This is a genomic window from Streptomyces sp. NPDC031497 (assembly GCF_055580905.1).
The window spans coordinates 25,616-44,775 of record NZ_JBVIKO010000014.1 but is presented as its reverse complement, the minus strand read 5'-3'; the positions used below and the strand labels follow the sequence as shown (position 1 = coordinate 44,775).

The following is a 19,160-nucleotide window of genomic DNA, read 5'->3' as shown; positions in this document are numbered from 1 at the left end:
GCGGACACGGATGCGGGACCGGTGGAACGTACCGAACCGGTTCCGCATCCTCCCCATCGCCCCCATCGTCCCCGACGAGCCCTTCGACCCTGGAGAACGTTGAAACGGTCCCGTGACAAGGCGGCGTCCGAGCTGTTCGCGGCCCTGTACCCGCGCCTGGCCGGCTGGTGCCGCCGTCTGGTCGACGACGACGAGACGGCGCACGAGATCGCCTCGGAGGCCTTCACCCGGCTGTGGGCCCGCTGGACGTCGGTGGAGGAGCCCCGCGGGTTCCTCTACGTGACCGCGGCCAACATCGTCCGGGACCACTGGCGCAAGCTGGAGCGCGAGCGCCGGACCGTGCGCCGCGTCGGCTCGGAGGCCGCGACCCGCCCGCACCCCCAGCAGGCTGATCCCTCGGTACGGCTGCTGGTGCAGTCGCTGCCGGAGCGACTGCGCGTCCCGATCCTGCTGCACTACTACGCTGACATGCCGATCCGGGAGGTGTCCGAGCTGACCGGGCGCAAGGAAGGAACCGTCAAGGCCGATCTGCACGCGGCCCGTGAACTGCTCCGCGTCCATCTGAGGAGAAGCCTTGACCACACGCTTTGACGAGGAGCCGGAGTTCGACGGCCCCGACGATCCCCTCACCGTCGTCCTGCGGCCGCCGGCCGCCCATCTGGGCCCGCCGCCGGGCCGGTACGAGGAGATCCGGCGGGCCGCGGGCCGCCGCCGGCTGGTGCGTGCGGCGGCCGGGGCCGGGGTGACCTGCGCCGTCGCCCTCCTGGTCGCCCTGCCACTGCGTCTGACGACGCCGTCGGCGCCGGTGTCCCCGCGGGTCCCCCTCGCGCCGCCGGCCGTCAGTCCCACCGCGCCGCACCGTCCTCCGGCGACCCACGCACCCGCCGGCCCCACGCCGAGCCCCAGCTCCGCGCCCCGGCAGAGCCGCTCCACCCAGGTCCCCACCCAGGTCGCCACCCGTGCGCCGTCGACGGCTCCCTCTGCGGCACGGGTCGCGCCCTCCGAGGACCGGCGGAGCGCCGACGCCACGCCCTCCCCGTCGTAGCGGCGTCAACACGACATAGGACCGCATCACCCGTTCGTGCCCCCGTGTTTCGGCGCGCCGCCTGTACTGCGAACACGCGGTCCAGGGCGTCGGGGCGGGGGGTGCGGCGCCCCGCGAGGGCCGCGGTCCCTGTCCGCCGTCCGGGTAGGGTCGCACCCGCCCATCCGGCCGCTACGGCCCGTTTGGCCGAGGCCGCTGCTCGGCGTTGGTGTGATGTTTCGTACGAGGCCGGAATGAAAGGTGTGGAACGGGCAACGCTCCGTTCCATGCTCCACGCGCGAACCCTCCGGCAGGTGACCTGATGACGACGGCGACCACGGCCCCTCTGCCCGCTCCGGCCGCCGCGCCACCCTCCCGTACCCAGCCGTCCGCCTCCGCCCCCTCGCTGCCGTCCCTCACCGGGCTGAGATGGATGGCCGCGCTGCTGGTCTTCGGACTGCACGTGCACAACTTCCGCTACTTCGGCGGCACCGGCGCCCGCTTCATGTCCTGGGGATTCGAGGCCGGCGCGTCAGGGGTGTCGTTCTTCTTCCTGCTGTCCGGGTTCGTCCTGATGTGGTCCGCGCGGCCGGGCGACCGGGCAGGGCGCTTCTGGTGGCGGCGCGTCGCCCGGGTCTATCCGGTGCACCTGGTGACCGTCGTCATCGCCCTGCTGATGGCCCTCACGCTGCCCCGCCAGCCGAAGCCGACCCTGCCGCAGGGCCTGGCCGACGTCTTCCTGGTGCACTCCTGGTGGCGGCCGTGGTGGCAGACGCTCGACCCGGTCAGCTGGTCGCTGGCCTGCGAGGCCTTCTTCTACGCCGCGTTCCCGCTGCTGGCCCTGGTGCTGCGCCGGCTGGACGCGCGGGGCGTCAGGCTGCTGGCCGCGCTGTCCGTGCTCGCGGTGCTGGTGCTGGCCTGGACGGACTCCCACCACTGGTGGGACCAGCCGATCAGCACCTTCCCGGCGGCCCGGCTGCCCGAGTTCGTGCTCGGCGCGGCCGCCGCGCGCCTGGTGCTGCTCGGCCGCTGGCGCGGCCCCGGCCTGGAGGCCTCGCTCGCGCTGGCGATCATCGGTTACTTCCTGGTCCCGCAGTTCACCGACGAGTACGCGGCCACCGCCTGCACCATCACGGGCTTCGCGCTGCTCATCCCGGCGGCCGCCCTCGCGGACCTGCGCGGGCTGCCCTCGCTGTGGCGTCGCCGGTGGCTGGTGCGCCTCGGCGAGCTGTCGTTCGCGTTCTACATGGTCCATCTGCTGGTGCTGCGGGCGGGCACCCACCTGCTCGGTACCCGCCCGCGCTACGGTCTGCTCACCGGGGCGGCCGTCGCCACCGTCGCGTTCGCCGTGTCGCTGGGCCTGTCCTGGCTCCTCTACGAGGGCGTGGAGCGGCCCGCGCGACGGCTGCTGCTGCGGCGCCCGGCCCGGCGGACGACGGCCTAGCCGGGGCTAGGGGAACTGCGTCACCTTGGAGGGGGTCGTGCTGGTCCCCGAGGTCGGCGATCCGGTGGTGTTGACGACGTGGGCGTACTGGCCCATGCCACCCAGGGAGATCACCAGCAGGTCGTGCATCTTGATCCCCGAACCGGTCGGCACCTGGAAGCCGTTGGACTGCACGATCGACGGATCGGCCGTGTAGTTGCAGTAGCTGCCAAGTCCCCATGCCTCATGGCTGGTCACGGTGTCGGCGACCTTGTAGGCCGCGTAGCCGACGACGCCGTCGTGGGTGATGGCGGCGGCGTTCGGGGCGTCGTAGGCCTTCTCGTTCTGGAAGAAGATCGTGCGCCCTCTCTCACCGTTCCAGTAGACGTCGTACTTGTTGAAGTGCTCGACGAACAGGCCGGTGGCGAGGACGTCGTTGCCGTTGACCCGGAGGCCGTAGTCGGCGCGGTTGGTGTCCCAGCCGACCCCGCTGCCGTGGTCGGCGCGCCAGATCCAGGTGTGGTCGATGATCACGTTGTTGCTGTTGACCACGACGGAGTTGGTGGCGAGGCCGGGTCCGGCACCGCCGATGCGCACGAACACGTCCTGCATGGTGGTGGGGTTGGCGGAGTGGTCGGCGGTGGAGCCGGGGTCGCCGATGCGCAGCAGGGTGTCGGAGTTGGCGGCGCCCGCGTCGATGAGGAACCCGGCGAGCTTCACGCCGTCCACGTCGGCCACGTGCATGGCGTCGATGCCGTTGTCCGGGACCAGGGTGGCCAGGCCCAGGCCGAGGACGACGGTGTTGGCGCGGGTGACGTTGATCGTCTGGTTGAGGTGGTAGACGCCCGGGGTGAAGAGGAGGTTGAGGCCCTGGGCGAGGGCCTGGTTGATGGTGGCGGCGGTGGCGCCGGCCTTGACCACGTAGAACTGGTCCAGCGGGAGCGAGGTGCCCGCGTTGGCCGGCCAGGAGACGCCCCGGGCGTTGGTGCGCTTCGCCGGGACGAAGACCTTGTAGGTGCTGCCGTCCAGGTACAGGAACGGCTTCTCCCGCGAGACCGGGGTGGTGTCCAGCGTGGTGTACGGGCCGGAGTCGAAGTTGGTCGCGGGCGCGCCCTGGACGCCGGAGAAGGTCATGTTCCAGACGCCGTTGGTCCAGCCGCCGACCGAGCTGTCCCGGGTGTACCACTGCTGCTGGGAGTACGGGCCGACCGTGCCGTCGATCTTCGAGTCGGCGATGTATCCGCCCGAGGCCCAGCCGTAGCCGTTCGGGGCCAGGTTGAGGCCGCCCTTGACGTGGATACGACGGAAGGGGGCCGCCTGAGCCACGGCCCAACGGTCCGTCCCGTTCGACGGCGTGATGGCGAGGTTCTCCGCCGAACGCCAGAAGTTCTGCGTGGCGTTGCCGTTGAACCAGCCGGCGTCGACGGTGACGTCACCGTTGATCTGCGTGTCGTCGGGGTTGAGGCCGAGGCCGGAGATCGACGTGTAGAAGCCGATCTGGGCGTTGATGCCGTTGTAGGTGCCCGGCTTGAGCAGGAACTGGTAGCGGCCGGTGCCGAACTGGGCCGACTCCTGCTGGGCGAAGACGGAGTCGAACTTCTGCTGGAGGTTCGGCGTGGACGGGTCCACGACGATCACGTTGGGGCCGAGGTCGCCGCCGCCCTGGACCGGGGGTGTGCCGGTGGTGGTGCCGAAGACCTGGAACTCCCAGAGCGAGTAGCCGTACTGGGTGGCACGGTGCACGCCCTGCATGCGGACGTAACGGCCCTGGCCGGAGACGGCGAGGGTGTCGGTGCCGCCGTCCCCGCCAGTGACCGACGTGAGGTCGGTCCAGCTGCTGCCGTTCGCGGAGATCTGGAGTTTGTAGTCCTTGCCGTAGGCGGTCTCCCAGTTGAGGACCACCTGGCTGACCGTGGCGGTGGCACCGAGGTCGACCTGGAGCCACTGGTCGTCGGTGAAGGCGGACGACCAGCGGGTGCCGGTGTTGCCGTCGACCGCGTTCGCCGCGGCGGTCCCGCCGTTCTCCTCGGAGGAGGCGGTGGCCGTCTTCCCCTGGGACAAGGGAGCGTCGGCGGCCTGGGCCGCCGGCGCGTGCACGGTGGGCAGGGCGAGCAGCGCCGCCATGGCGGCGAGCGCTACGCCCAGGGATCTCAGTCTCATCAGCGGCTCCCTGAGATGGGCACGGGACGCGCCCGACGGGCGTACCTCCGTGCTTAGTTCAGGATTTGATTTAAGTGATGAGGCAACCGGGCGACAACCCTTCGGCACCGGAAATTTCCGACGGCCGACCCTCCGCGACCGGACGGAGGGAGGCCGACGGGCGGTCAGGGGGACCGGGTCACCGGGCGGCGAGTTGCTGGTACATGGCGGCGGGGTCGCCGGACAGGGCGCCCTTGGCCCAGCGGGTGAGGTCGTCGGCGAGCACCTCGAAGGCGTCCGACTCGACGCCGTCCAGGGCGGCCGCGGCGATGTCCTGCGGGCTCGTCTTGGGCGCGTCGATGTGAGCCGCCATGTCGGTGTCGACGTAGCCCATGTGCAGACCGGTGACACCGATACCCCGCGGCTGGAGCGCCAGGCGCAGGCTGTTGGTCTGCGACCAGAAGGCCGACTTGGAGGCGCTGTAGGCGCCGCCTTCGGCCACCCAGGACAGCACCGAGTGGACGTTCAGGAGGTGGCCGCCGCCGTTGCGCTCGATCAGCGGGACGAAGGCGCGGGTGAGCAGCAGCGGCCCGTAGAAGTTGGTCTCGAACTCGTGGCGGATGTCGTCGAGCGAGGAGGTCAGGAAGCGGGTGCCGGTGGCGACCCCCGCGTTGTTGACCAGGATGGTGACGTCCTGAGCCTGCTCGGCGACCGCGGCCACGGAGTCGGGGTCGGTCACCTCCAGCGCCAGCGCCACCGCGTCGGGATGGGTGACGGAGCGCGGGTCGCGGGCGGTGGCATAGACCTTGCCGGCACCACGTGCGTACAACTCCTCCACCAGCGCCTTTCCGACACCCCGGCTGCCGCCGGTGACGAGGACGACGGAGTCCTTGATCGCGGTCATCACACTCACACTCCAGACTTGGACAGAGCCCGGAAACCGATCGGTTTCCGACGACTGCGACCATGGTAAACCGATCGGTTTCCCACTTCAATCGCGGTGGACGGTGCCCGGCCGCCGGCCGCACCGGATGCCCTTACGGGCAGGGTTGGTTACTCGATCCAGTTCATTGCGTCCGACCCCTGGCTCCGGACTCCTACCGGGCGGTATACAGACCCCCGACACACACGCGTGCGGGCCGCCCGTCGGGACCGGTTCCGCGCGCGTCCCGGTTCCAGGGGGGATCTTCATGGCGTACGGCACCCCGTCCGACGGTTCGGCGAGACGGCACCGGCGGAAGGCCACCGTGGCGGCGGCGCTGGGCGGCTGCGCCCTGGTGGCCGCGTCCACGACACCGGCCGCGGCGCACGGCGGCGGCCACCACGGCGGCCACGACCGCGGCACCAGCTATGCGGCGCTCGGCGACTCCTACACCTCGGGCCCCGCGATCCCGACGCAGGTCGACGCCAACTGCGCCCGCTCCGACCACAACTACCCCTCGCTGGTGGCGGCGGCGCGGCACGTCAGCGCGTTCAAGGACGTGAGCTGCGGCGGTGCCACGACCGCGGAGATGTGGAAGGCTCAGGGCACCAACGGCCCGCAGCTCGACGCCGTCGGGCGGGACACCGACCTGGTGACGGTCCAGATCGGCGGCAACGACATCGGGTTCAGCTCCATCATCGGCACCTGCGCGACGCTCAGTGCCACGGACCTGACGGGCAACCCCTGCCAGCGGTACTACAACGCCTCCGGCACCGACCAGCTGACGGTCAGGATCGCGCAGACCGCACCCAAGGTCGACAAGGTGCTGCGGGCTGTGCACGCCCGCGCCCCGCACGCCCGGATCCTGGTCGTCGGCTACCCCGACCTGCTGCCCGACGACGGCAGCGGCTGCTATCCGACGGTGCCCTTCGCCGCCAAGGACTTCCCCTACCTCCGGGACGTCGGGAAGCGTCTGAACCTGATGCTGCGCCTGGTCGCCGCGTGGAACGGCGCCCGGTACGTGGACACCTACGGCCCGACCGTCGGCCACGACATGTGCAAGGCCCCCGCCGACCGCTGGATCGAGCCCCTCCAGCCGACCTCACCGGCGGCTCCCGCCCACCCCAACGCCAAGGGCGAGGCGGCCATGGCCGGGGCCGTCCTGGAGCGGCTGGGCAAGCGGTACTAGGGCCTGTCTGACAATTCCCGTCTGCCTCGCGACGCCATGCACGCTCCCCCACTGCCTCAAGGGCGTGGGAGGTGCCCCCACTCGCCGCACCGGGCGCAGACCCAAGTACGTCCAGTACGAGGGCCTACGCCCGGCACGCCGAGAGCACGCACCTGACGCCGCGAGGCCGCCCTCCGGCCGACGACGGGAATTGTCAGACAGGCCCTAGGAGCTGGTGGGCGGCGGCTTCCGCGGCCGCCGGGCGGCGTCCGAGCGGCTTCGGCGGCCCGACACCCCGGTCCGTCCGCACCCATGGGAGGGACCGGGGGACGGTTCGCGATAGGTTGACCTGCATGAGCGACAACGTTTATTTCGACATCTCGATCAACAACGAGCCGGCCGGCCGGATCGTGTTCAACCTGTTCGACGACGTGGTCCCGAAGACGGCCCGCAACTTCCGTGAGCTCGCCACCGGGCAGAACGGCTTCGGCTACGCCGGTTCCGGGTTCCACCGGGTCATCCCCCAGTTCATGCTCCAGGGCGGTGACTTCACGCGCGGTGACGGCACCGGCGGCAAGAGCATCTACGGCGAGAAGTTCCAGGACGAGAACTTCCAGCTCAAGCACGACCGCAAGTACCTGCTGAGCATGGCCAACGCGGGCCCGCACACCAACGGCTCGCAGTTCTTCGTCACCACCGTGCTGACGCCGTGGCTGGACGGCAAGCACGTGGTCTTCGGCGAGGTCGTCGAGGGCTCGGACATCGTCGACAAGATCGAGGGCTACGGCACCTCCAGCGGGGCGCCGAAGGCCAAGATCGAGATCACGGCCAGCGGCACCGTCTGACAACGGCCCCCGACACGTGAACGGTGACCGGGCGGCCGCCCGGTCACCGTTCGTCCCGTGCGCGCCGGAGTTCCTCGCCCTCCGGCGGGGCGCGGCCGGCCGGGTGATCGTGCGCGCTGAGGTGTTCCAGGGCCTCGGCCAGTTCCTGGCAGGCCTCCTCGACGGACAGCCGGGTGTTGTGCTGCTCGGTGATCACGGCGGACAGCAGCAGCGCGGTCAGAGCCAGCCCACCGTTGAACAGCTGGAGCTTCAGCATCACCTCGACGGGCGACAGCCGGGCGAACGCTCCGACACCCTCCGTCGCGGCGACCGTGGCCATCACCGACGTGAACAGGGCGCACAGCATGCTTCCCGCCAGCCGGAACCGCAAGGCGCCCCAGATCAGCAGCGGGTAGACGAGGAAGAGCGCGCTCATGGAGCTGCGCGTGGCCACCGGAACCAGGACGGCCGCGGCGACCGCGAGAGCCAGCACCTCCTTCCAGCGGGCCCGGGACGGAAGCCCACGGGCTTCGAACAGCACCAGCAGGACCGGGGTGACGATCAGGACTCCCATCGCGTCACCGACCCACCACGCCAGCCAGCTGGGCCAGAAGTGGGTCGCGGCGAGCTTGCCGGCCAGGATCAGCGTGACCACGTCGACGGTAGAGCTGATCAACATGGCGGCGAGCGCCCCGAGGAACACCAGGGCGAGGCCGTCCCGGAGCCGCCCCAGGTCGGTGCGGAAGCCGACCCGGCGCAGCATCACGTAGGCGCACACCGGCCCGGCCGTGTTGCCGAGGAGGATGCCCAGGACGTCGGGTCCGGGCGTGCCGAGCGACAGCACGAGGAAGAAGGCGCCGAGCGTGACGCCCGGCCAGCAGCCCAGGCCGAAGACCAGCAGACAGGCCAGCGCGACTCCGGTCGGCGGATAGATGGGGGTGAAGACGGCGCCCTCGACGGTGAGCCGGCACAGCAGGCCCAGCCGCCCTGCCGCGTAGTAGCAGGTGGCGACGGCCAGCGTCCGGAGGGCGAGGACGGCCGGCCGGCGCTGTTCCTGGATACCCACCACAGCAGCCATCAGACACCGATCCGCCCAGGTCGGCGAGGCGGGGAGCCACCTGCGGATGACGTGCCGGGCAGGTCGGTCGCCGACGCCCCCCCACGTCCGACGGGAAGAAGCACTGCCGGTCCACCGCCCACGCCCCCACAGCTGACGTACCCGGCCGACGGCCGTGTCCCCGGCGCGTGAGGCCGCGGGTACCTACGGCGTGCGGTCCAGGCCGTCGTGGCCCACGACCAGGACCGCCGCGTCGTCCTCGTGGCCCACCTGTTCCGCGCCCTTGATCACGGCGGCGGCCAGGGAGTGTGCCTCCAGGCCGGCGACGGCGGCGATACCGGCGAGTCGTACCACCTGGTCGAGCCCCTCCTCGAGGCTCATCGACGGCCCTTCCACCACCCCGTCCGTGAGCAGCACGAACATGCCTCCGGTGGTGAGCCGGAACCGGGACACCGGGTACTCGATGCCCGAGTCGATGCCCAGCGGCGGCCCGCCCTCGTCCTCGCCGACCCCGGACTTTCCGTCGGCGGTGGCCCAGACGAAGGGGATGTGACCGGCCCGGGCGCTCTCCAGCACCCCGGTCTCCGGGTCGAGCCGCATGAACGTGCAGGTGGCGAAGAGGTCGTTGCCCAGGGAGACCAGCAGGTCGTTGGTCCGGGCCAGCAGTTCGCCCGGCTCGCTGGTCACCGAGGCGAGCGCCCGCAGCCCCGCCCTGACCTGGCCCATGAAGGCGGCCGCCTCGATGTTGTGGCCCTGGACGTCGCCGATGGACAGGCCGATACGGCCGTCGGGCAGCGTGAAGGCGTCGTACCAGTCGCCGCCCACGTTGAGCCCATAGGTGGCGGGCGCGTACCGGACGGCCAGGTGGAAGCGGGGGGTGTCGGGCAGGTCGCGGGGCAGCATGCCGCGCTGGAGTGCGATGGCCAGCTCGACCTGGGAGCGCTGGTACTCGGCCCGCTCGCGTGCCTGGGCGGTGAGCGACCTGAGTCTGATCAGCAGCTCGTCGTCGTCCATTGAGCGCTTGCGGGGCATGGATCACTCCGGCCGAGGCGGCAGCCTTTCCAGGGCAAACCCCTAGATTTTTACCTTTACAGGATCATAGTGCGAATGGCGGGCAAGAGGTCGGCCGCACCGGCGCCGGCCGGACGCGGCCGGACGTCGTCGTCCTGACCACGGGACGGCCCGGCGGGCGGGGCCTCCCGTGGCCAGGACGGTGGGTCACCCCTTGCGGAGCCCGTCGGGGCGGCGCGAGGCGCGCAGGGTGCCGACCGTCTTGAGCAGCCGGTCCGCCGGGTCACGCAGACGGGGATGGGCGAGGACGGTGTTGCGCAGGCCGCGGACCGGGCGGCGCCACAGGCGGTGCGCCGCGGCCACCGGATGGGTGCGGGTGACGAATCCCTCGCCCACCCGCAGTTCGCGGGTCTTGAGCCAGTCCTTGTACTCCTTGTCACCGCGCCCGAGGTCCACAAGGGTCACACCGCTGCGTGCCGCGCCCTCGGCGGTGCGCAGATGCATCATCAACCCGGGCGAGTAGTAGTGCAGTTCGGGGTCGTAGGCGGTGAACCAGGCGGCCAGGACGGCGCCCGAGCGCGGCCCGAAGTGCGCGGCCACCGGGCGGTCGCCCGCGTACAGCACGGACAGCACGCCGGTGAAGTGTTCCTCGCGGACATGGAAGAGATGGTCCACGAGGTCGACGATCCAGGGGCGGGCGAAGCGGTCCATGCGTCCGGTCCGCCGGTACTGGGCGGACTTCCAGCGCATCAGGGTGCGCAGGGCCGCCGGGTCGCGCTCGTCGAACTCGAAGCGCAGGTCGCCGATGTCGCGGCCGAGGCGCCGTTCCTTCTTCAGCGTGGTCTTCGCCAGGCCGGGGTAGGTGGCGCGCAACCACTCGGGGTAACCGCCGTCGCCGGGTTTGACGTCGATCACCGGCGAGGCGAAGGTCCCGGTGACATGACCGGCGAACGGTCTCTGCTCGGCGACCAGATGGTCGAACTCGAAGATGGACATCCCGCACGCGCTCAGCAACTCCTGGGCGTCCCAGGTGACTCCGGGCCGGTGCACCAGTGCCTGGCAGTCTGAGAGGCCGAGGCCGACGGCCCGGCCCACGCCGAAGGCGTTGCGTTCGTACGGGAAGAAGCCGACGGGTTCGCCGGCGTCGCGCAGGACCGCCACCCGTACGCCCCCGCGGTGTCTGCCGACACCGATCGTGAACTCCGGGGCCAGAAAGGGATTCGCGTACTCCGGTGACTCGTCCATCGCGTGATGCCAGGCCCGGCGGAGCGACTGGGTCAGCTCGCCGGGTCTGTGGATCGTGATGTCCACCTCAGATCAACCGCCCTTCGGTTGCCGAGGTGTGTCGCGTATGACTCCGGGACCGACTCCCGGACGGGCCTCTGCACTGACCTCTGGATCGCATGGCGACCGCTCCCCCCCATAACGCGGATTCCGCGTTCTGCCGTTGCTACGAACAGCTCCTGTTCCCCGCCGTACACCTTCCGTCCGCGGCCGGCGACCGGGTCGCCGGTCCGGAGGTGTCGCTCAAACGTCGCGAAACAGTACGCACGCTGTCAAGGGTGCCACTGTCACGGCGGTATGGGGGTGGGGTGACTCGGACTTTCCCGCTCCTTTCCGTCAGGTCGCGGTCGCCGCGGCCGCCGCCCGGCCCGCCTCGCGGCCCGAGAAGAGGCAACCGCCGAGGAAGGTGCCCTCCAGCGAGCGGTATCCGTGCACCCCGCCGCCGCCGAAGCCGGCGACCTCACCGGCGGCGTAAAGACCGGCGACCGGGGAGCCGTCGCTGTTCAGGACGCGTCCGGACAGGTCGGTCTGGAGGCCGCCCAGGGTCTTGCGGGTGAGGATGTTGAGCCGGACGGCGATCAACGGGCCGGCACTGGAGTCCAGGATCCGGTGGATCGGCGCCGTACGGCTGAGGGAGTCGCCGATGTAGCTCAGGGCGTTGCGGATGCCCTGGACCTGGACGTCCTTGCTGTACGGGTTGTCGATCTCGCGGTCGCGGGCCTCGATCTGCCGTTTGAGGTCGGCGAGGTCGATGAGGTTGTCGCCGGTCAGCTTGTTCATGCCGGTGACGAGGGCGGTGAGGTTGTCGGCGACCACGAAGTCGACGCCGTTGTTCTTGAACTTCTCGATGGGCTCCGGGGTCTGCCAGATCCGGGACAGCAGTTGCCAGACGTTCTTGTTGGTCAGGTCGGGGTTCTGCTCCGAGCCGGAGAGCGCGAACTCCTTGGCGATGATCTTCTGAGTGGTGACGAACCAGGAGTAGTCGTAGCCGGAGGCGGTGATCGACCCCAGCGTGTGCAGGGTGTCGTAACCGGGTACGTCGGGGGAGTTGAAGCGCCGGCCCTTCGCGTCGAACCACATCGAGGACGGGCCGGGCAGGATGCGGATGCCGTGGTTCGGCCAGATCGGGGCGTAGTTGCGCAGGCCCTCGGTGTAGTGCCACATCCGGTCGGGGTTGACGATCCGGCCGCCCGCCTGGGCCGTGATGCCGAGCATCCGGCCGTCGACGTGCGCGGGGACCCCGGTCACCATGAACTTGGGCGGGGTGCCGAGCCGGGCCGGCCAGTTCTGCCGTACCAGGTCATGGTTGGCGCCGATGCCGCCCGAGGTGACCACCACGACCGGGGCCCGCAGTTCGAAGTCGCCGACGACGGTACGGCTGCTCGGGGTGCCCCGGGCCGCGCTGCTGGGCTCCAGGATCGCGCCCCGCACGCCGGTCACGGCACCCGCGGTGGTCACCAACCCGTCCACCCGGTGGCGGAACTTGAAGGTCACCTTGCCGGCGGCGACCGCCGCGCGCACCTTCTTCTCGAACGGCTCGACGACAGCCGGTCCGGTGCCCCAGGTGACATGGAAGCGGGGTACCGAGTTGCCGTGGCCGTCGGCGAGGCCGCCGCCGCGCTCGGCCCAGCCCACGATCGGGAACCACTGCACGCCGAGGCCGGAGAGCCAGGAGCGCTTCTCGCCGGAGGCGAAGTCCACATACGACTGGGCCCACTTGTAGGCCCAGTGGTCCTGGCCCTTCGGGTCGTCGACGTCCCGGTCGAAGCCGGCCGTGCCGAGCCAGTCCTGCCAGGCGAGGTCATGGGAGTCCTTGACGCCCATCAGCCGCTGTTCGTCGGAGTCGACGAAGAAGAGCCCGCCGAAGGACCAGAACGCCTGGCCGCCCAGGCTCGCCTCCGGTTCCTGGTCGAGCAGCAGCACCTTGCGGCCGGCAGCGGCGAGTTCGGCGGTGGCGACCAGCCCGGCGAGGCCGTGGCCGATGACGATCGCGTCCGCGTCCTGGGACTCGGCGGCGAACGCCCCCGCCTGACTGAGGGCCATTCCGGCAAGCGTGCCGCCGGCCACCGTCAGCACCTGACGGCGGGTGAAACGGGACGACTGCTCGGCGCCGTTGGTCGCGCCGGCGCCTGCTCTGGGATTCTCCATGGGTGGGGGTGCCTTCCGTACGGATGCGGGCGGTGCGGGAGACATGTCCGGGACTGCCGGGGCGGCAGGGTGTTACCGACGGTAGCCCAAGGTGTCGGGCGGCGGCCAGAGTTCTGCACACGGGGATTGTCAGATATCCCAAGGCGGCTGCACGTATCAAACGGGTAAGCGATTTCCTATAGGATTTCTCATCTGCGGGATGGTTTCAGGCTGAGATCTGGCTTCATCTCCACTGATCAGAACCGTTCTTGTCGCAAGCCTTGACGCATGCGTCTCACTGACTCACGATCTCCGCATCGATTTCCTATCTGATTTTGCAGGGGTGGGCGATGTACTTCCCGACCAGATCCGTCCTGCCCGGGCTTCTCGCGGCGGCCATGCTCGTCGCGGGGACAGCGGCCTGCACCTACCGCAACGCCCCCGGCCCCGCCGCCGGTCAGGCCACGGCGGCCCAACGGTCCGGCGGCGGTGCCGAGTTGACGGACGGCTCCCGGACCGAGGTCGCCCTCGTGCCCGGGGGCGCCCATCCCTACTTCCAGCCCTGGAAGGCGGCGGGCGCCGCCGCGAAGAAGACGTACGGCCTCGGTGCCGTCACCTTCGACGAGACGGCCGAGTGGGACCAGCAGAAGCAGAACAACCTGCTGTCCACGCTCGCGGCGCGCGGCTACAACGCCTTCGGGGTGTTCGGGGTCTCCCCCACCGACATCAACACGACCTTCGCGGACCTCACGTCCCAGGGCTTCCCGGTGGCCTCCCTCGGTTCCTGTCCGGCGGGCGGCACGGACAAGGCCGACTTCTGCCTCTCCACGAACGTCGAACTGGCCGCCTACAAGGCCACGAAGGCGGCCATCGAGGCCATGGGCGGCAAGGGCACCCTGGTCCATCTGACCGGCAACAACGTGGACGCCAACACCCAGTTGCGGATCAAGGGCGTCGCCCGCGCGGTCAAGGAGTCCGGCGGCAAGGTGCGGCTTCTGCAGACCGTCACCGACATCGACACCGACCTGGGGACCGCGCAGAAGGCGGTGTCCGACCTGATGGCGGCGAAGGGCGCGCAGATCACCGGCATCGTCGCCACCGCCTACAACCCGGCGGTCGCCGCCGCCGACGCCGTCAAGTCGTCCGGGTCGAAGGCGAAGGTCATCGCCATCGACGACGACGCCAAGATCCTCAGCGGCATCAGACAGGGCACGGTCACGGCCACCGTCGTACAGAACCCGGTCGGCCAGGCCGAGATCGGCGTCTGGGCCCTGGCCCTGCTCCAGACGAAGCAGTGCACCGTACGCGACCCCGGGGTGGAGGTGGACTCCGGCTCGTTCGTCGTCGACAAGGCCAACGCGGCCGACTACGACAGGGCCCGGCAGGCGAAGACCGCGCAGCTCAAGCAGGAGTTCGCCGACAAGATCCTCGCGTGCGGCTGACCGCCCCCGACAGAGAACGGACATCGATGACCCTCATCACGAGCGCGAGCGCCAGGCTGGCCGACATCGCCGTCGAGACGGACCGTACCGACGCGGTGCAGTCCTTCGTCAAACAGGAGACGGTCCTGGTCGACCTGGAGACGGCGGACGGCCTCGCGGGCACCGGTTACGCCTACACGATCGGCACCGGCGGCAGCTCCGTACTGGCCCTGCTGCGCGACCATCTGCTCCCCGCCCTGGTCGGGCAGGACGCCCGCAACGTCGAGGCCCTGTGGCAGCGGCTGTTCGCACTGACCCGGGCCACCACCACCGGAGCCATCACCTCCCTCGCGCTCGCCGCCGTGGACACCGCCCTGTGGGACGTGCGCTGCAAGCGGGCGGGCGAGCCGCTGTGGCGGCTGGCCGGCGGACACCGCCGGGAGGTCCCGGTCTACGACACCGAGGGCGGCTGGCTCCATCTGAGCACCGAGGAACTGGTGAAGAGCGCCCTGCGGGCCCAGGAGGCGGGCTGGGCGGGCGTCAAGATCAAGGTGGGCAAGCCGCATCCCGCCGAGGACGCGGAGCGGCTGCGCGCCGTGCGCGAGGCCGTGGGCCCCGCACTGCACATCATGACCGACGCCAACCAGTCCCAGACGGCATCTTCGGTGCTCCGGCTCGCGGCCGCGCTGGAGCCGTACGCCCCCTACTGGCTGGAGGAGCCGCTCCCGGCGGACGACATCAGCGGCCATGCCCGGCTCGCGCGGGCCACCAGGATCCCGGTGGCCGTCGGCGAGTCCATGTACTCGCTCATGCAGTTCCGCAGCTACCTGGAGACCGGGGCCGCGTCCGTCGTGCAGGTCGACGCGGCCCGGATCGGCGGCATCACGCCGTGGCTGAAGGTGGCGCACCTGGCGGAGAGCCACAACGTGCCGGTCTGCCCGCACTTCCTGATGGAACTGCACGTCAGCCTCGCCGCCGCGGTGCCCAACGGCAGCTTCGTCGAGTACATCCCGCAGCTGCGGGCCGTGACCCGGACCGAGCTGACCATCCGCGACGGCCTGGCGGTGGCCCCCGACGTGCCGGGCATCGGCATCGACTGGGACCGGGACGCCCTCGACGACCGGAGGGTGGCATGACGACCTCCGTCAGCCCTCCGGACACCGTCCCGGAGGAGAAGACAGCCGGTCACCGGATGCCGTTCTGGGTCAACCAGCGACTCGGTCTGCTGGTGCTGGTCATCGCGCTGAGCGTGCTGTTCGGCGTGCTGCGACCCGCCTTCCTCGACCAGCGCCTGGTGCTCTTCCCGCTGCTGCGGGACGTCGCCACGCTGACCGTGGTGGCGCTCGCCCAGATGGTCGCGCTGTCCGTGGGGCACATGAATCTCGCGGTGGGGCGGATGGCTGCCTTCGGCGCCATGTTCGCGGGCCTCGGTTACGACAAGCTCCATCTGCCCATGCAGGCGGGCCTGTTGCTGTGCCTGGCCGCGGGCGCGGCGATCGGCGCGGTCACCGGCTGGCTGATCGCCCGGACCGGCGTGAGCTCCTTCGTCGTCACGCTGGCGATGGACTTCGCCCTGCTGGGCCTGGTCTCCCTCATGTACTCGGCCCTCACCGAGGACGCCGCCTTCACCACCCGGCCGGCCGGCGTCGACGCGCTGCGGTCCTACTCCCTCGCCGACATCTGCGTCGGACCGGTCTGCGGCTCACCGGCGATCCCGCAGCTGGCCCAGTTCACCGTGCTCGCCATGCTGGGTCTCGGCTTCCTGTACGGCTGTACGCGTATCGGCAGGGAGCTGCTGCTCACCGGGGCGAACCCGGCCGCCGCCGAGCTGTCCGGGATCCCCACCGGGCGCCGGGTCCTGCTCGCCCACACCCTCTCCGGGCTGCTGGCGGCGCTCGCCGGCTTCATGGCCGCCGCCGGGACGGGCACGTTCCGCGCCTCCATCGGCGACGACTTCATGCTGCCGTCCTTCCTGGGCGCGGTGCTCGGCGGCACCCTGCTCACCGGCGGGGTGGTGTCCGTCCTGGGCACGCTGCTCGGCACCGCGCTGGTCGGCGTGATCCGCAAGGGGCTCGATCTGCTCGGTGTCGGCCTGGAAAGCCTCAATATCTATCTTGGCTGCATCCTTCTCCTTGCCCTGTCGGCCGACCGGATCCGCACTGTGGTCTCCTATCGCAAGGTGGTGCGCTCCACATGAGCACGATCCGCGATCAGCAAAGCCGGGCCGCGGCGGTCCTGGCCCGGTTCTCCCGTACGACGACGGCCATGCTGCTGCTCGTGGTGGTGGCAGGAGCGGTGGCGCTGGAGGTGGCGTCGTCGGGCTCCTTCTTCGAGGGTCCCTCGGTGCGGGTCTTCCTGCAGTACCTGGCCACGCCCATCCTCATCGGCCTCGCCCAGATGGTGGCGCTCTGCGTGGGCCAGCTCAATCTCGCGGTGGGCGCCCTGGGCGGATTCACCGCCTGCCTGACGGGCGTTCTGATGGCCGATCACGGGGTGCCGGCCGTGGTCGCCGTGCTCGTGGGCCTGCTGACGGCGACGGCCGTCGGCCTGGTGACCGGCCTCGTCATCGTGGCCACGCAGATCAACGGCTTCATCGTCACCCTCGCCACGATGACGATCCTCCTGGGCGCGCAGTACCGGCTCGTCGGCACCCGTACCGTCGACGGCTACTCCCCCGCCCTCCGCGACCTCGGCACGGCGGCGCCGCTGGACATCCCGCTCGTCTTCGTCACGGCGATCGTCGCGGCGGTCCTGCTGGGCGGGTTCATGTACCGCACGGTCGCGGGACGGCGGCTGCTGGCCGCTGGCGGCAATCCGCTGGCCGCCCGGCTGTCCGGCATCTCCACGGACCGGCAGATCGTGGCCGCGCACACGCTGTCCGGGCTGCTGGTCGGGGTGGCGGCCGTGACGGCGACCGCCTCGCTGCCGGGCGTCAACCGCAGCGTCGGCGGTGACTGGCTGCTGCCGAGTTTCGCGGCGCCGATCATCGGCGGTGTCGCGCTGACCGGCGGCTCCATCGCCGTGTTCGGGACCGTGCTGGCGGCCTTCGTGACCCGGCTCATCGACGCGGCACGCGCCCAGTTCTCGCTGGACCCGAGCTGGGTGAACCTCCTGATCGGCCTGGTCGTCCTCGGCACGGTCGCCGGCGGGCACCTGAACCAGACACGGCTGGCGAAGGCCGCCACCACGCCGTCACCGCAGCCGGGAGGCGCCCGATGAGCACGGTCCTCCTCGAATGCCGCGACCTGGTCAAGGTCTTCCCCGGGGTCCGCGCGCTGGACGGCGTGGGACTGCGGCTCACCGCCGGCAGTGTGCACGCGCTCCTCGGGGAGAACGGCGCCGGCAAGTCCACCCTCATCAAGGTCCTGACCGGGGTGCACGCCCCCGACGGCGGCACCCTCGCCTGGTGCGGCGAACCGGTGCAGTTGCGCTCTCCCCTCGAGGCGACCCGGACCGGCATCGGCGTCGTCCACCAGGAGCGCAATCTGATACCGGGCTTCTCGGTGGCCGAGAACATCACCCTGCAGAAGCCGCCCGCGCGCCGCGGACTGGTCGACTACGCGGCCATGACCGAACCGGCCGTCACCTGCCTCACCGAGCTGGGCGTCGACCTCGATCCGGACCGGCCGGTGCGCGAACTGTCGGTCGCCCAGCAGCAGTTGGTGGAGATCGCCAAGGCCCTGTACACCGAGAGCCGGGTGCTGCTCCTGGACGAGCCCACCGCCTCCCTGTCCCCCGAGGAGACGGAGCGCCTGTTCGAGGTGATCCGGCGGCTGGCCGAACGCGGTGCCTGTGTGGTGTTCGTCAGTCACAAGCTGGAGGAGGTGTTCGCCGTCTGCGACACCGTCACCGTGCTGCGGGACGGGAGGTCGGTGCTGGAGTCCTCGCCGCTGGCCGACCACACCCATGACGACATCGTGAGCCTGATGGTGGGCCGCGCGCACGCGGCAGCGGAGATGCGCCCGCGTACGGTCGACCGGTCCGCCGCGCCGGTGCTGGAGCTGGAGGCGGTCGCCACGGCCGGCGGGCACCGGGACATCAGCCTTGCGGTACGGCCCGGGGAGATCGTCGGTCTGTACGGGCTGGTCGGCGCCGGGCGGAGCGAGCTGGTCAAGGCGGTGCTCGGCCTGGACCGCATCACCGGCGGCGAGGTGCGGGTGCATGGCAGGCCGGCCCGGATCGCCTCGCCGCGCCAGGCACTGCACGAGTTCGGCATCGGGTACGTGACCGAGAACCGCAAGGAGGAAGGCGTCTTCCTGGAGCAGCCGATCGTCCGGAACATCACCGTGACGGTGTGGCAACGGCTCGCGAAGGCGCTCGGGTTCGTCTCGGCACGCGAGGAGCGCGCGGTCGCCCAGGACCTCGTCGGCCGGCTCGGTATCCGGATCACCGGGCTCGCGCAGAACGCCGGTGAACTCTCCGGCGGCAACCAGCAGAAGGTCAGCCTCGCCAAGTGGCTGGCCGCCGACACCCGGCTGCTCGTCGTGGACGAGCCGACGGTGGGGGTGGACGTCCGCACCAAGCGGGCCTTCCACGAACTGATCTGGGACCTCGCCCACGACGGCCTGCCCATCCTGCTGATCAGCAGCGACCTCGCGGAGATGGTCACCCTCGCCGACCGGATCGTGGTCATGACGGACCACCGCGTCCGCGGCGAGGTCGACAACGACCGTGACTACGACCGGATGAGCGGCAGGATCATCCGCCTGATCCACGCCCACGACACGGTGCGCTCATGAGGCGCGGGGCGGCCCGGGGCC

16 protein-coding genes are annotated in these 19,160 nt (G+C 70.8%); 10 read left to right on the top strand and 6 right to left on the bottom strand.

What is annotated here, in order from left to right; translation table 11 throughout:
- Positions 1–99: 99 nt before the first annotated feature.
- The 3 genes from ACZ5K7_RS26950 to ACZ5K7_RS26940 all read left to right on the top strand — a co-directional run bounded on the left by ACZ5K7_RS26950 (position 100) and on the right by ACZ5K7_RS26940 (position 2,468).
- The gene (locus ACZ5K7_RS26950; protein WP_351696660.1) at positions 100–591 is read left to right on the top strand and encodes an RNA polymerase sigma factor; all 492 of its coding nucleotides are present in this window, start codon (positions 100–102) and stop codon (positions 589–591) included.
- Entirely contained in the window at positions 575–1,045 is a 471-nt protein-coding gene (locus ACZ5K7_RS26945) for a hypothetical protein (protein WP_351696662.1), read from the top strand. The genes ACZ5K7_RS26950 and ACZ5K7_RS26945 overlap by 17 nt, the downstream gene beginning before the upstream one ends.
- 301 nt (positions 1,046–1,346) lie before the next feature.
- The gene (locus ACZ5K7_RS26940) at positions 1,347–2,468 is read left to right on the top strand and encodes an acyltransferase family protein (RefSeq protein WP_468916998.1); all 1,122 of its coding nucleotides are present in this window, start codon (positions 1,347–1,349) and stop codon (positions 2,466–2,468) included.
- A 6-nt stretch (positions 2,469–2,474) separates the two neighbouring features.
- Here ACZ5K7_RS26940 and ACZ5K7_RS26935 read toward each other — a convergent pair whose 3' ends face one another.
- Together ACZ5K7_RS26935 and ACZ5K7_RS26930 are read right to left on the bottom strand one after the other, a co-directional pair.
- Positions 2,475–4,607 (bottom strand): discoidin domain-containing protein, encoded by a 2,133-nt coding sequence (locus ACZ5K7_RS26935; protein ID WP_351696667.1) that lies wholly within the window; start codon positions 4,605–4,607, stop codon positions 2,475–2,477.
- Between the two features lie 178 nt (positions 4,608–4,785).
- Positions 4,786–5,490, bottom strand: coding sequence for an SDR family oxidoreductase (locus tag ACZ5K7_RS26930; protein WP_351696669.1), 705 nt, complete (start codon positions 5,488–5,490; stop codon positions 4,786–4,788).
- A 286-nt stretch (positions 5,491–5,776) separates the two neighbouring features.
- Between ACZ5K7_RS26930 and ACZ5K7_RS26925 the strand changes: the two genes are divergently transcribed.
- A complete protein-coding gene (locus tag ACZ5K7_RS26925; RefSeq protein WP_351696672.1) occupies positions 5,777–6,697 on the top strand; it encodes an SGNH/GDSL hydrolase family protein in 921 nt (306 codons plus the stop codon).
- 332 nt (positions 6,698–7,029) lie between these two features.
- Entirely contained in the window at positions 7,030–7,521 is a 492-nt protein-coding gene (locus tag ACZ5K7_RS26920) for a peptidylprolyl isomerase (protein WP_351696674.1), read from the top strand.
- 43 nt (positions 7,522–7,564) lie between these two features.
- On the opposite strand, the gene ACZ5K7_RS26915 is transcribed toward ACZ5K7_RS26920, so the two are convergent.
- The 4 genes from ACZ5K7_RS26915 to ACZ5K7_RS26900 all read right to left on the bottom strand — a co-directional run bounded on the left by ACZ5K7_RS26915 (position 7,565) and on the right by ACZ5K7_RS26900 (position 13,000).
- Positions 7,565–8,569 carry an MASE1 domain-containing protein gene (locus tag ACZ5K7_RS26915; RefSeq protein WP_468917333.1) on the bottom strand — a complete coding sequence of 335 codons (1,005 nt, stop codon included), beginning with the start codon at positions 8,567–8,569 and terminating at the stop codon, positions 7,565–7,567.
- A 192-nt stretch (positions 8,570–8,761) separates the two neighbouring features.
- Positions 8,762–9,589: a PP2C family protein-serine/threonine phosphatase gene (locus tag ACZ5K7_RS26910; RefSeq protein WP_468916993.1), complete on the bottom strand. Its 828-nt coding sequence runs from the start codon at positions 9,587–9,589 to the stop codon at positions 8,762–8,764.
- A gap of 186 nt (positions 9,590–9,775) precedes the next feature.
- Positions 9,776–10,879 carry a GNAT family N-acetyltransferase gene (locus ACZ5K7_RS26905; RefSeq protein WP_351696679.1) on the bottom strand — a complete coding sequence of 368 codons (1,104 nt, stop codon included), beginning with the start codon at positions 10,877–10,879 and terminating at the stop codon, positions 9,776–9,778.
- Positions 10,880–11,188: 309 nt separating this feature from the next.
- The gene (locus tag ACZ5K7_RS26900) at positions 11,189–13,000 is read right to left on the bottom strand and encodes an FAD-binding dehydrogenase (RefSeq protein WP_468916990.1); all 1,812 of its coding nucleotides are present in this window, start codon (positions 12,998–13,000) and stop codon (positions 11,189–11,191) included.
- Positions 13,001–13,329: 329 nt separating this feature from the next.
- Between ACZ5K7_RS26900 and ACZ5K7_RS26895 the strand changes: the two genes are divergently transcribed.
- The 5 genes from ACZ5K7_RS26895 to ACZ5K7_RS26875 are packed head-to-tail and all read left to right on the top strand — an operon-like array spanning position 13,330 to position 19,139.
- Positions 13,330–14,421, top strand: coding sequence for a sugar ABC transporter substrate-binding protein (locus ACZ5K7_RS26895; RefSeq protein WP_468916987.1), 1,092 nt, complete (start codon positions 13,330–13,332; stop codon positions 14,419–14,421).
- 26 nt (positions 14,422–14,447) lie between these two features.
- Positions 14,448–15,536, top strand: coding sequence for a mandelate racemase/muconate lactonizing enzyme family protein (locus tag ACZ5K7_RS26890; protein ID WP_351696687.1), 1,089 nt, complete (start codon positions 14,448–14,450; stop codon positions 15,534–15,536).
- Complete coding sequence (locus ACZ5K7_RS26885) at positions 15,533–16,597, top strand: ABC transporter permease (RefSeq protein WP_351696690.1); 1,065 nt, start codon at positions 15,533–15,535, stop codon at positions 16,595–16,597. Before ACZ5K7_RS26890 ends, ACZ5K7_RS26885 begins: the two co-directional genes overlap by 4 nt.
- Entirely contained in the window at positions 16,594–17,619 is a 1,026-nt protein-coding gene (locus ACZ5K7_RS26880) for an ABC transporter permease (RefSeq protein WP_468916983.1), read from the top strand. Before ACZ5K7_RS26885 ends, ACZ5K7_RS26880 begins: the two co-directional genes overlap by 4 nt.
- Entirely contained in the window at positions 17,616–19,139 is a 1,524-nt protein-coding gene (locus ACZ5K7_RS26875; protein ID WP_468916980.1) for a sugar ABC transporter ATP-binding protein, read from the top strand. The genes ACZ5K7_RS26880 and ACZ5K7_RS26875 overlap by 4 nt, the downstream gene beginning before the upstream one ends.
- The last annotated feature ends 21 nt before the right edge of the window (positions 19,140–19,160 follow it).